Source organism: Anaerospora sp. (assembly GCF_032013335.1).
GTDB lineage: Bacteria > Bacillota > Negativicutes > Sporomusales > DSM-15969 > Anaerospora.
This window is the reverse complement of the sequence record NZ_DALZUO010000013.1, coordinates 41467-54523: the sequence shown is the minus strand read 5'-3', so window position 1 is coordinate 54523 and position 13057 is coordinate 41467. Positions and strand designations below refer to the sequence as shown.

Annotated in this window: 13 protein-coding genes; 12 read left to right on the top strand and 1 reads right to left on the bottom strand. The window is 46.5% G+C overall.

What is annotated here, in order from left to right; all coding sequences use genetic code 11:
- Positions 1-196 precede the first annotated feature (196 nt).
- The 9 genes from RTR76_RS11995 to RTR76_RS11955 all read left to right on the top strand — a co-directional run bounded on the left by RTR76_RS11995 (position 197) and on the right by RTR76_RS11955 (position 6796).
- A complete protein-coding gene (locus RTR76_RS11995) occupies positions 197-748 on the top strand; it encodes a biotin transporter BioY (protein WP_312520955.1) in 552 nt (183 codons plus the stop codon).
- Positions 745-1899, top strand: a complete 1155-nt coding sequence (locus tag RTR76_RS11990) for a thiolase family protein (protein WP_312520953.1) — start codon at positions 745-747, stop codon at positions 1897-1899. The genes RTR76_RS11995 and RTR76_RS11990 overlap by 4 nt, the downstream gene beginning before the upstream one ends.
- Before the next feature lie 4 nt (positions 1900-1903).
- Positions 1904-3250 carry an AMP-binding protein gene (locus RTR76_RS11985; RefSeq protein ID WP_312520951.1) on the top strand — a complete coding sequence of 449 codons (1347 nt, stop codon included), beginning with the start codon at positions 1904-1906 and terminating at the stop codon, positions 3248-3250.
- A complete protein-coding gene (locus RTR76_RS11980) occupies positions 3237-3668 on the top strand; it encodes a 3-hydroxyacyl-ACP dehydratase (protein ID WP_312520949.1) in 432 nt (143 codons plus the stop codon). The genes RTR76_RS11985 and RTR76_RS11980 overlap by 14 nt, the downstream gene beginning before the upstream one ends.
- A gap of 68 nt (positions 3669-3736) precedes the next feature.
- Positions 3737-4309 carry a signal peptidase I gene (gene lepB / locus RTR76_RS11975; protein WP_312520947.1) on the top strand — a complete coding sequence of 191 codons (573 nt, stop codon included), beginning with the start codon at positions 3737-3739 and terminating at the stop codon, positions 4307-4309.
- A 233-nt stretch (positions 4310-4542) separates the two neighbouring features.
- The gene (locus RTR76_RS11970; RefSeq protein ID WP_312520945.1) at positions 4543-5436 is read left to right on the top strand and encodes a peptidoglycan DD-metalloendopeptidase family protein; all 894 of its coding nucleotides are present in this window, start codon (positions 4543-4545) and stop codon (positions 5434-5436) included.
- A 119-nt stretch (positions 5437-5555) separates the two neighbouring features.
- The gene (locus tag RTR76_RS11965; protein ID WP_312520943.1) at positions 5556-6020 is read left to right on the top strand and encodes a DUF4879 domain-containing protein; all 465 of its coding nucleotides are present in this window, start codon (positions 5556-5558) and stop codon (positions 6018-6020) included.
- Between the two features lie 135 nt (positions 6021-6155).
- Positions 6156-6554: a hypothetical protein gene (locus RTR76_RS11960; RefSeq protein WP_312520942.1), complete on the top strand. Its 399-nt coding sequence runs from the start codon at positions 6156-6158 to the stop codon at positions 6552-6554.
- Positions 6551-6796, top strand: a complete 246-nt coding sequence (locus RTR76_RS11955) for an anti-sigma-F factor Fin (RefSeq protein WP_312520940.1) — start codon at positions 6551-6553, stop codon at positions 6794-6796. Before RTR76_RS11960 ends, RTR76_RS11955 begins: the two co-directional genes overlap by 4 nt.
- 53 nt (positions 6797-6849) lie before the next feature.
- On the opposite strand, the gene RTR76_RS11950 is transcribed toward RTR76_RS11955, so the two are convergent.
- Positions 6850-7032: a hypothetical protein gene (locus tag RTR76_RS11950; protein ID WP_312520938.1), complete on the bottom strand. Its 183-nt coding sequence runs from the start codon at positions 7030-7032 to the stop codon at positions 6850-6852.
- 274 nt (positions 7033-7306) lie between these two features.
- Here RTR76_RS11950 and mfd point away from each other — a divergent pair, with 274 nt between their 5' ends.
- The 3 genes from mfd to RTR76_RS11935 all read left to right on the top strand — a co-directional run bounded on the left by mfd (position 7307) and on the right by RTR76_RS11935 (position 13057).
- Entirely contained in the window at positions 7307-10609 is a 3303-nt protein-coding gene (gene mfd / locus RTR76_RS11945; RefSeq protein ID WP_312520937.1) for a transcription-repair coupling factor, read from the top strand.
- 95 nt (positions 10610-10704) lie between these two features.
- The gene (gene spoVT, locus RTR76_RS11940) at positions 10705-11271 is read left to right on the top strand and encodes a stage V sporulation protein T (protein WP_312520935.1); all 567 of its coding nucleotides are present in this window, start codon (positions 10705-10707) and stop codon (positions 11269-11271) included.
- 181 nt (positions 11272-11452) lie between these two features.
- Positions 11453-13057, top strand: coding sequence for a polysaccharide biosynthesis protein (locus tag RTR76_RS11935; RefSeq protein ID WP_312520933.1), 1605 nt, complete (start codon positions 11453-11455; stop codon positions 13055-13057).

The following is a 13057-nucleotide window of genomic DNA, read 5'->3' as shown; positions in this document are numbered from 1 at the left end:
TTATTTTGTGAAGTAGGAAAATGAGAAAAATGAGTAAAGACAAGCCGGAGTACTCCTGTATCGTTAACACTTATCATGTGCGTTAACCATCTTAATATTTATGGTTGACAATGTTTGACCTCCATTTTATAATCAAACTTAGTTACTGCGTACGGTGTAGTGCTGAATACAGATAAGAAACGGCAGGGAGTTTATTATGGGTGAAAAAAATAAAGTTGTAAATTTCGTTTATCCGGCAATGTTCGCAGCGTTAATATCAGTGTTGGGGCTGATTTCGATACCACTGCCTTTTAGTCCGGTTCCTGTCACAGGGCAGAGTCTGGGAGTTATGCTGGCGGGAAGTAGTTTGACTGTCAGACAGGCAGGTGCTAGTGTATTAACATTTATTATGCTTGGCGCGGTTGGGGTTCCGGTATTTGCAGGTATGACCGGCGGACTGGGAATTGTGCTTGGGCCAAGAGGCGGATATTTACTGGGTTACTTAGTAGGCGCCATCGTCATTGCGCTGCTAGTTAGGAAAAGCGGCAGTTTTTGGCGCTTGATTGGGGCCAATCTATTTGGTGGTATCTTTATTGTTTATTTGTTTGGCGTGATTTGGCTTAGTTTCGTTACCGGAATGGGGCTGGAAAAAGCAGTTATGGCTGGCGCGCTGCCTTTTATTCCCGGCGATATTCTTAAGGTGTTTGCAACTGTCTTTATTAGTTCGGCTGTGAATAAACGGTTAGGCAAGCGGGAGGCGGCCTTATGAATAAAGTATATATTGCCGATGGCGTCAGAACACCGATTGGTAAAACTGATGGGATCCTGCAGAAGTATCTGCCTGAACAACTGGCGGCTTGCGTTCTGAACGGGATCATTGCCAGAAACGGTTTGAGTCCTGTTGCTATCGATCAAGTTATACTGGGAAACGTTGTCGGCCCTGGCGGTAATATCGCCAGGGTTTCTGTGCTTGAAGCAGGCTGGCCTTATTCCATTCCTGCATTAACGGTAGATTTACAGTGCGGCTCGGGCTTAAGTGCAATCAATATGGCTGCTGCCCTGATTCAGTCCGGTCAGGCTGAAATGGTCATTGCCGGTGGTGTAGAAAGCACCAGCATGGCACCACGTCGTCAATTCAACGCTAACGATCCACGGTTTCAAGGCGAAACGGTGTATTATGAGCAGGCCCCGTTTTCTCCCGAGGCCATCGGCAATCCCGATACTGGCGAAGCGGCAGAGAATCTTGCCGGGCAGTTGGACATTTCCCGTGAGGATATGGACCGGTTGGCGCTGGAGAGTCACCGGAGGGCAGCTCTCGCCAGAGAACAGGGCTTATTAAGCGATATTATCATCCCGCTGGGTACTCCAGCAAGCCCGATTATTGCTGATGAATGCATCCGTGAAAACATGCGGCTCAAATTACTAGGGAGAATGCCGCCTGCTTTTCGCACCGGCGGCAGGATTACTGCAGGTAATACTTGCTTAAAGCATGACGGAGCAGCAGCCATCTTACTTTGTTCAGAGGCGGCACTGGCGAAATACCGGCTGCAGCCCCAGGCGGTATTTGCCGGGGCTGCGTCCTCAGGCTGGGACCCGAATCGCTTTCCACTCAGTCCAGTCGGCGCAATTGAAAAGCTGCTGCACCAGACAAAGCTGTCGTTGTCGGCGATTGACAGGCTAGAGATTAATGAAGCATTTGCGGTGAAAATACTGGCCTGCTGCCGTGAGCTTGGCTACAGCCTGGAACAAACCAATACGCTGGGCGGGGCGCTGGCTTATGGCCACCCTTATGGCGCATCGGGAGCCATTATTCTGCTCCATCTGATTAAGTCACTGCAGCAGACTAATGGAAGGTTTGGCATTGCAGCAATCGGTGCGGTTGGCGGCATGGGTGTGGCCAGCGTGATTGAAAGGTGTTGAGACAGTGCTGATACATGATTTCCTGACAGCGGTAAACGGTGATAAACTGGATAAAACCTGTTTGATTCATGGCAAGCGCCGCCTCACATATGGTGAATTAATAGCGAGATCCAATGACCTGGCCTGCCGTTTGGCGGGACGGATTGCTAAGGGCGACGCCGTGCTGGTACAAGTGGCTGATCCGGTGGAGCAGCTAGTGTATTTTTTTGCGATTATCAAAGCTGGCGGCGCCTGTGTACTTTTGGATGCTGCTGCCAGTCCTGATATGGTGGCGGCGGTTGTGGAGCGGCATGGACTGCAGCTCCATATTGATGAAGCGTTTGAACTGCCTGCCGTAACCTCACAATTGCCAGACATTTATCCCCATGATATTTTTCTTGGCGCTTTCAGCTCAGGCAGTACTGGCAGTCCCAAGCTGATCTGGCGCGACCATCAGAGCTGGAGCAGCGCATTTGAAGCACAAGGGCAGGTTTTCGGACTCGATGGAAGCGATACTCTCTATTTTACAGGCTCGCTTGTTTATACAGGGAACCTTAATGCCTGCATGCAAATGCTGGACGCGGGCGGTACAGTCGCCATTGCCGCCAGCCGTATGCCGCGGGCTTGGGCACATGAGCTGATAGGCTGTGGGGCAACGGCAATTTATATGGTTCCTGCTAATTACCGCCGGCTGCTGCAGGCAATAGAGGCACCGCTTGCTCAAATTACAGCAATTAGCAGTGCTGGGGCTAAGCTGGATCAAAATACGGTGCGGCAAATGCTGCAGTATTTTCCTCAGGCCCGCATTACCGAGTATTATGGAGCGAGCGAATTGGGACATATCAGTTATCAGACGGCAGCAGAACTTCTCGAGAACCCCGGTTCGGTCGGCAAAGCCTTTCCGGGAGTCACGGTAACCATTGCCGATGACATTATCTGGGTAGAGAGCCCCTATCTGGCACCTGAGTACCGTCCCAAGGCCTCGATCGGTGATCTGGGGTGGCTTGGCGATAATGGCTGTTTGTATTTACAGGGCAGGGTACAGGGCCTGATCAACAGCGGTGGTGTGAAGGTGGTGCCTGAGCAAGTGGAGGGAGTACTGCTGCAGTGCCCCGGCATTGTTGAAGCAGCAGTGGGCGGCATTGACGATCCGGTCAGAGGCCAGGTTGTATGTGCCTGGCTGGTCAAGAACAGACCTGAGCTGACAAGCCGTGAGGTGCTGGCTTTTTGCCGAAGCAGGATGTTTGCCCATTGTTGTCCCAAGAAAATTATTTTTATTGATTCTATGCCACTGACTACCGGTGGTAAGATAGACAAACGTCAGCTGAAAGTTGATAAGAAGGCGCAGGGAGATTTTTATGCGCAGTCATGAGATAGAGCTGCTGCTGCCACAGCGAGACCCATTTTTATTTGTTGATGAACTGATGACTGCTAGTACCAGCGAAATTACCGGTACTATGACTTATGATCAGAATTTTCCCTTTTACCAGGAGCATCGCCCCAAGCAAATGATTGTGCCTGTGGTCTTGTTAATCGAATCACTGGTACAGTGCGGCGGCGCGGGAGTGAATAAGCTGGGCATTACGGACAGAGCGCTGTGGGCCCTGGCATCACTGGAGAAGGTGCGGATTTTGGGTGTTGTTGAACCTGATTCAACCGTAACCATGGTAGTTCAGAATGAGAAGCTATCGGGTCGTATGATCAAGCAGTCAGGGGAAAGTTTCTGCAATGGACGAAGCATTCTTAAAGCGACCTGGTTTTGTCTTCGATTGAAGTCAAGAGGACGGTAAGACTTTCAAATTGCCTATCCAGCAATATTCTGCTAGAATGTAGTTGCTAGTATAGGGGAGGCAAAAGAATGAATAATAAGTTTGTAAAAGAAATATATGAATGGATCTACTCCATAACGATATCACTGGCAATTGCGCTGTTTGTCCATATTTTTATTTTTCAGCCCACGAAAGTAGTCGGTCAGTCGATGGAACCTACTTTGCATGAAGCGGACTATTTAGTGGTTTCTAAGTTGTCGCATACCTTTAAACGCTTACCTGAATATGGTGATATTGTTATTATTGACAGCCGGGTCAACCGCGATAGAGATTGGACGGATGACGTTGCTGAACCGGTCAATAACTACCTCAGCCTCTTCAAAGGCCAAGCTGCTTTGAGCCATGATGTCTGGGTTAAACGGATTATCGGGAAACCGGGCGATACCATTACCTTTCAAGACGGTAAAGTTATCCGCAATGGACAACTGCTGAACGAAACCTATACAAAAGAAGATATGCGTTTTTATCCAGATAAGAAAATCGTTGTACCGGCAGATCATGTTTATGTTTTGGGGGATAACCGAAATAATAGCAGCGACAGCCGTTTCATCGGCTCTATTCCACTTAACCATGTACTGGGAACAGTGGTTCATAAAATATAAATGGTTGTTTTCGCTTAGACGCCTGCAGAATCTGCAGGCGTTTTTTTACTGAATATAAGGAAAAAGTCTCCATTTCAGGCAGGTTTGACCACTTTATGTATAAATTGAGACAAGCCCGATTAAGCTATAGAAAGTAGTAGTACCTTGTCAGCTCTACACCGGAGGAAATAGCCTGCCAGTGTTCAGTCTATTAGGGTACTAATTAACTCTTGAAGAATCGAGGTGGTTTTACCTTGAAATGGAGCAATGGATTTCTCAAAATCTCGGACTCTATGCCCCAGCTTGTGATAGCCGTGTTAGCGGCAGCGATGCTCGCAGGAGCGGTTGCTGTACTGCTGGTGCCAGTGCCGCCAGCTGCTGAACAAGCCCGGATTGCAATGCCGCAGGCTGTTGATGAGGCTGTCGCAGCGACGCCTGCGCCGGTTAATCAAGTGCGTATTCACACTGTAACTGCCGGTGAGACCTTAAGCGGTATTGCCAATTACTATGATATAGATGTGGAAACACTGATCAGCGCTAATCCGCAAATGGAAGATGCCATTTATCCTGGCGATGAGCTGACCGTATTGCCAGGCCGGGGTCTGCTTCATACGGTGGAAGCAGAGGATACGTTATGGAGAATATCTAATTTATACGGTGTTGCAGTCGGGCAGATTATGGGAGCAAATCACAAGACTGATGAACTGCTTTCTATCGGTGAGAAAATTTTTGTCCCCGGTGGACGTTACCGGGCAGCGGAGAGTTCTTCCCGGGCTGGTAATACCCGCTTCTCCTGGCCGGCGGCAGGAGAGCTTTCCTCTCCGTTTGGTTATCGCTGGGGCAGAGTGCATACAGGCATCGACATTGCCAATGATGTTGGTACTCCTATCGGAGCGGCGAGAGGCGGCCGTATTGCATTTACCGGCTGGCAGGGCGGATATGGCTACACAATTGTAATTGAGCATAGTAATGAATACAGTACGCTATATGGTCATTTAGACAGCTTTGCTGTTAGTCCGGGCCAATATGTTCAAGCGGGACAAGTTATTGGTTATATGGGGGATACAGGTAATTCTACCGGTCCTCATTTGCATTTTGAAGTGCGCTTAGGGGGAGTCCCTGTTAACCCAATGATGTATTTGAAATAATATCAGCCTGTTGATAGCTGGTTTGCTCTATCAACAGGCAGTTGTTTTTTTGTCGGTTACTACTCAATATGGTAAAATATAAGTAGTGATTATTAATTGGATAAAGCAGAGGGTTACACATGAGAAAAACAGTAATTTTAGTAGTTTTATTTTTCCTGGCAACTGCATGCCATACTAGCGTCAACGCTGGGCCGGCACCAAATCTTACAAGCGTTTCCATTGCCGGAATCGGAACTGATGCTGCCGGAAGCTGGATAAAACCGATTAATCATAGTATTTACCCGAACAAACTGAGCGGAGATACAGTCTATTTTTGTGTTCAGTTTGTTGGCTATCCTAACTGGAATCTCGTTTTCTTTTATCAAAATGGTTCATTAATTAATAAAAATAAGCTGATTAATTACAAGACTACATATATGACGACAGCAGGTTCTGTTAGCGGATATTTGAAATATTATTCAATACCACTTGCAGATTTACCGGGTAATACAAGCGGATCACTTGGCCAGTTCAGCGTTAAGGCTAACGGAATTAGCGGCGGTATGTTCCAGGATCATATTAATAATGTCAGCATGGCAGAATAAAAAGGGTTGCCAATGACGTGCAAAACGCTCTCGCAGTGGAATTTTTTTCACTGGGGAGCGCTTTTTTCTCATATCTGTATAGGGCTGACCTGCATCGGGTAACAATAAGCATATTATTCCGTACATGAGGAGCCTATGACCTATACGATTGCCTGTCTGATGGCAGCGCTCAGTTTTCTGATTAACAAGACACTGCTGAAATATGTCGGACCCAAAGTTGTGCTTACCTATGGACCGGCAGTTGAAGAGGCAGCCAAGACATTACTGGCATGGTATTTGGGAGCGGACATTCTTGCCACTCATATTATGTTTGGATTGCTTGAGGGCGGATATGATTGGCTGACCAGTGGCCTGAATGGTACTAAAGCGGCAGTATGCAGTGTAGCAGGACATACTTTGTTTGGCGTGATTACAGTAGGTATGATTGATCTTACCGGATCTGTCTGGCTGGCAGTTTCAGGTGCTATTGTAACTCATGTTATCTGGAATACGGTTATTATCCGGTTATATGCAAAAGGGGATGCAAAGGAATGAAGATTCACTATACCTGCGAGCACTGCGGGGAAGCTATTGACGTTATTGAAGTAGACCAAATTGATGAAGTGCGGTTTGGGTTTGATATCCTTACTACGGAAGAACGGAATCAACTCATTACAGTTGATCCGCTTACAAATGCCATGCATGTACAGTCGCTGTGCGATGCGTGCATTGAGTCACTTGGTGTAGCCGATGAAGGTTTTGCATCTTTGGTGGCATCACCGCCGCTGATCCATTAAAGTAAGTCAAAGGTTAAAGGACAAGAGGCAGGTTTAAAACCTGCCTCGAGTTTTTATTCATATGTGACTCCGCTTTGGAGGTCATCTGCTGAGGTGGTTTCGCTGCCCACTTCATACTTCATTTCTGTTTGCTCTTCGGATTTTGCTTCCTCTAATAAATTTGCGCTGCCGACCTGGGATTTACCATCAATATTTTTGCCGTTCCAGAAGCCGTAGGTCTTGCTCTCTTCTTTCACTTCATCACCTCCGTTTTATCCTAATGCTAATAGATTCCCCCTTCGCAAAGAATCCATTACCGGTAGATTTTACTAGACGTTCAGCGGCAAAAAGCGGACTGGCTGAGGATAGACGAAGCAGGCGTTACGTGCTACAATGAAAAAGGTTTATTGTAAAAAGTTCCAAATGATATATAGGCATTGAAATATCTTTGAGTAGGTGTTGATATTTTAATGCCTGCAGGGCTTTAGCCTAAGCTGAAGCCCTTTTAGGCATTTTATATAGAGGTGCAAAATGCAGCATTTATTTGAATCCTTACAAACTGACAAAGCGATCAAACAGGCACTGTCCTGTTTTCAAGCCAGTGCCAGGCAGAGCTTGGTCTATGGCATTACAGGTTCACAGAAAAGTGTTATTGCTGCCGCCGGTATCCAAACATCCAAGCGGCCGACGGTTATTATTACTGCTACTACTGATAATCTTGAGCAATGGCGTACGGACTTAACGGCTTTAGTACCTGAGCTTGTTATTGTTGACTTGCCGGCAGCCGATATTGTAACTTTTACCGCTGCGGCAAAAAGCCTGGAGCTGGCAGCACGCCGTATGGACGTGCTGGGCAGGCTTGCCCGGGGAGAACGGGTTGTTGTTCTGGCAACTGCCGAAGGGGCCGCACAGAAAGTACTGCCTAAGCAGGAGTTTTTAAATAGCCAGGTGACGTTGTCCAATAATGGTGAAATCAACCGAACAGAGATTTTGGAAGCCTTAGTCCAAATCGGTTATGAGCGGGTTGATCAGGTAGACAGTAAGGGCCAATTCAGTGTTCGCGGCGGTATTATTGACGTATTCCCCATTAACCGCATGCTGCCTGTTCGGATTGAACTGTTTGGTGATGAAGTTGATAGTATCCGTGAATTTGAAACTGCTACGCAGCGCTCAGTTGAGACAATCGAACAAGTCGATATCCTGCCTGTAGCTGAACCGGAGCACAGCGGAAATTTGGCTGTTTTCTTATCCTATCTCTCTGAGCAGGCAACGATTCTTTTTGATGAACCGGCCCGGATACGGGAAACAATAACCAAAGTGATTAAAGAAAATCCGGAAATAAAAAACAAGGTGTATTCTTGGCAGGACTTGGCCGTTGCTTCTTACAGCTATAATGTAGTGTACTTTTCACTGCTGCTGCAAAAGACGCCGTATGCCGATCCCGCAGAAATCATTAGTATTACGGCAAAAGGCATAGCACCTTTTCACCGGCAAATGGAATTAGTAGTGGATGAGCTGAAAAGCTGGCATGACCACCGTTTTTCCACCGTTATTATGATGTCCAGCCGGGAACGGGCAGAAACACTGCAGCAAAATCTCATCCAGCAAGGTATCTCGGCCACTGTGTCTGAACAGCTTGACACTATTATTCCGGGGATGACTGTTTTGACAGTGCGTGTGCTATCAGGAGGTTTTGAACTGCCTCAGGCCCGCCTGGTTGTGATAACAGAAAAAGATATTTTCGGCCGTCAGAAAAAGCGTCTTCGCCAACGTGTGGCAAAAGATCAGCAAATTACATACTTCCGTGATCTTAATGTGGGTGATTATGTTGTTCATGTCAGTCATGGTATAGGTAAATATGTCGGTGTAGAGACACTGGAAGTAGCAGGTATTCATAAAGATTATCTGCATATTCGCTATGCTGGTGAAGATAAATTATATGTACCTACCGATCAGGTAAACCTGCTGCAGAAATATATCGGTGCCGAGGGTGATGTTCCCAGGCTGCACAAAATGGGAGGCACCGAATGGATTAAAGCGAAGACAAAAGCAAAAGCAGCTGTTGCAGATTTGGCGAAGGAATTAATTGCTCTTTACGCTGAGCGCCAAGTCATGCCAGGCTATGCTTTTGATCAGGATACGCCTTGGCAGCTTGAATTTGAAGAGGCCTTTGCCTTTGAAGAGACTCCTGATCAATTGACCGCTATTGCACAGGTCAAGCAGGATATGGAACAAGCTCGTCCTATGGACCGGCTGTTATGCGGTGACGTTGGTTTTGGTAAGACTGAAGTTGCCATCCGAGCCGCTTTTAAAGCTGTAATGGGTGGCAAACAAGTGGCCGTATTAGTACCAACAACGGTACTGGCTCAACAGCATTATCAGACCTTTAGCAGCCGCTTTAACGGCTTTGGTCCCACGGTGGATGTTATCAGCCGTTTTCGCAGTGCAAAAGAGCAAAAGACGACACTGAGCAAGGCGACTACCGGACAGTGTGATGTTTTAATCGGCACACACCGGTTGCTTAATCAAGATGTGAATTTCAGGGATCTGGGCTTGCTAATTGTCGATGAGGAACAACGCTTTGGAGTGGCTCAAAAAGAGAAACTTAAACGGTGGCGCACTAATATTGACGTACTAACGTTAAGTGCTACACCTATTCCGCGAACACTGCATATGTCGCTGGTGGGAGCGCGGGATATGAGCATTATTGAAACTCCTCCGGAAGATCGTTTTCCTGTCCAAACCTATGTAGTAGAATATAGCGAAGCTATTATCAGGGATGCAATCCGCCGCGAAATGAAGCGAGGCGGTCAAATCTATTTTGTTTATAACCGGGTTCAATCAATTGATAAAATTTCTGCCCGCTTAAGTGAAATGTTGCCTGATGCCCGTATTGGCGTTGCTCATGGTCAAATGCCGGATGATTTACTTGAGCAGGTCATGCTGGATTTTTATGAAGGGCATTACGATATTTTAGTATGTACCAGCCTGATTGAAAATGGTTTGGATGTGGCAAATGCCAATACAATGATCGTTTATGATGCCGATCATTTCGGGTTATCCCAGTTGTATCAAATGCGTGGCCGGGTGGGACGGTCACACCGGCTGGCATTCTCTTATTTTACTTACCGGCGGGATAAGGTATTGACAGAGGTGGCAGAAAAACGCCTTCATGCTATTAAAGAGTTTACCGAGCTGGGAGCAGGTTTTAAGATTGCAATGCGTGACCTGGAAATACGGGGAGCAGGCAATATTCTGGGAGCTCAACAGAGCGGTCATATTGTCAGTGTGGGCTTTGAAATGTACTGCCGCCTGCTTGATGAGGCTATCCATGAAAATAAGACTGGCGAGGCCTATATCCCTCAGCCTGAGCCGATGCTGGAATTTAATATTGATGCTTACCTTAGTGGTGATTATATTAGCGATGCAATGCAAAAAATTGAAATTTATCAACGTATTGCTGCTGTGCGAACGGAAGAACATGTAGCTGATTTGACGGATGAGCTGATTGACCGCTTTGGGGAGCCGCCTGAGCCGGTACTCAACTTGCTGGCAGTGGCTCGCATAAAAAATTACGCCCGGCAGCTTGGGATGCGCACAGTATTGGAACGCCCCGATTATGTAGAGGTCCAGTTCAATGATAAACCCAATTTGGATGGTCAGAGAGTCATGGAATTACCCTTGCTATATGCTGGCAGGGTTTCTGTGTTACCTGGTCCGCCTCCTGCGCTAAGGCTAAAAAAAGCCAGACTTACTACTCCACTTTTAGAGTGGGTAATAAAAATATTTTCCGGCCTTGCCAGCAACCCCGCGAAATTAGCGGAAAAGCAATGATTTGTTCCTTTTCAGTTAATGAATAAATTGAGGGATGGAGATATATACTATCATTGAACTCAATTGTCAAAAACTGTAGAAAAGGGGGGATACTGGTGAAAGCGACTGGGATAGTCAGAAGAATTGATGATCTTGGCAGAGTTGTTATACCAAAAGAGATTAGAAGAACATTACGGATTCGCGAAGGTGATCCATTAGAAATATATGTTGACCGCGAAGGTGAGGTTATTTTAAAGAAATACTCGCCTGTTGGCGAATTAGGAGACTTTGCAAAAGAGTATTGTGATTCACTTTTTGAAGCTATTGGTCATATTGTGATGATCGCTGATCGTGATAATGTGGTTGCTGTAGCTGGTGCATCAAAGAAAGAATTCCTGAACAAACCACTTGGTGCCGCTGTTGAGAAAGTAATGGAAGACCGTAAAGCAGTGCTCATTAATAATCCAGGCGAATACAAGCATGGTAAAGCCTGTGTGACGGAATGCGATGAAGATGAGGTTTGCAAATTTACCGCCGAAGTCATTGCTCCGATTATTGTTGAAGGCGATGCCATTGGCGCAGTTATTATTTGCTCAAAACAGCCTGGCGTACAAATGGGGGATATGGAAGTCAAACTAGCCGAAACTGCAGCAGGATTTTTAGCTAAGCAAATGTCACAATAATTCTTAAAGCCACTGGTTAGTTAAGTAGCGGACAACGTTCGCTACTTTTCTGTTTATCTTTTTCGAGAGATATCCTGCTAGATTTAACTGTACCGTATAGGTAATATTTGTTATAATATTAAATGCCTTTTTTAGCATTTTTCTAAGACGGGTTGAACTTAGAGGGAGAGGACTGACTCCATTGAGTAAAGATACATTTTTAAGAGGTGCATTCATTCTGACCGCGGCTGGGATCATTGTCAAGATTATTGGCTCGGTCAATCGTATCTTATTATCCCGTCTGCTGGGCGGCGAAGGAATTGGCCTTTATCAAATGGCCTATCCTATTTATTTACTGGCGCTGAGCGTATCTTCGGCCGGTATTCCTGTCGCCATTTCCATTATTGTTGCAGAGAAAATTGCCCGCAGTGATTATCGCGGAGCTAATCGCGTATTTCGCATTTCACTCTTTGTCCTGGCAGTGACCGGAATCTTGTTTACCTTTCTCCTATATTACGGTGCGGGCTGGTTGATTGAAAACCACTATGTACGCGATTCGCGGGCCTATTATGCGATTGCAGCTCTATCACCTGCTATTTTCTTCGTTACGGTCTTGTCAAGCTATCGCGGCTATTTTCAAGGCTTACAGATGATGACACCAACGGCAGTATCGCAGATTTTTGAGCAATTACTGCGCGTTATTACCATGATTGTTTTCGCCTACATGCTGTTGCCTTACGGCTTGGAATTTGCTGCTGCAGGAGCAAGCTTTGGTGCCGGCCCGGGCGCTGCTGCCGGACTGCTGGTATTGTTGTATTTTTATTGGAAACAGCGTCATGTGAGGCAGTATCAAATTGATACGCAGCCTGATCTCAAACAGGAATCCAGTTTGAGTATTGTTTCGCGTATTGTAAAGCTGGCTTTACCGGTTTCCTTAGCCAATATTATGCTTCCTGTAGTTTCTAATATTGATTTACTGATTGTTCCTGCCCGCCTGGAAGCGGCAGGTTACACGGTAGAGCAAGCGACTGAGCTTTTTGGGTACCTTACCGGTATGGCAGTTGCCCTGATCAATTTGCCAACAATTTTAACAGCCTCCCTTGCAGCCAGCTTAGTACCTGCTGTCTCCGAGGCTTTTACGCTAGGTGACAGGCAGCGTATCTACCAGCGGACGGCAACCGCTATGCGCATCTCCAACTTAATTACAATCCCTGCTTTTGCCGGTATGTGCCTGTTAGCCACGCCTATTTCGCAGATGCTTTATGGAACGCCCAATGCGGGTGTCTCTATTGCCATTCTGTCTGTAGGTATCGTGCTTCTCGGCATTCACCAAGTTACTACCGGTGTCCTTCAGGGACTCGGCCACACTGCTATTCCGTTGATCAATATGGTAGTTTCAGCTGTTGTCAAGGTCATACTTAGCTGGTGGCTGACGGCTTTGCCCAGTCTGGGAATCAAAGGGGCAGCGTGGGCAACTAATGCCGATTTCGGTGTGGCGGCACTATTAAACATGTATTTTGTTTACCGTTACGTAGGTTTTAGCATCAATATAAAAGATACCGTAAAGGCAATTATCTCAACAATAGCAATGGGGGCAGCCGTATTATTGGCTTACGATACGATGATGACCCATACGCTGCATAATACACTGTCTACTTTAATTGCCATCGCTGTTGGGGGAAGTGTTTATGGTATCGTATTATTGCTGGTGGGCGGTATAAATGAAAGGGATATAGAACGTATGCCGCGTATTGGCAGTAAAGCGGTTGCACTACTGCAAAAAGCTGGCTTATTAAGGAGAAAATAA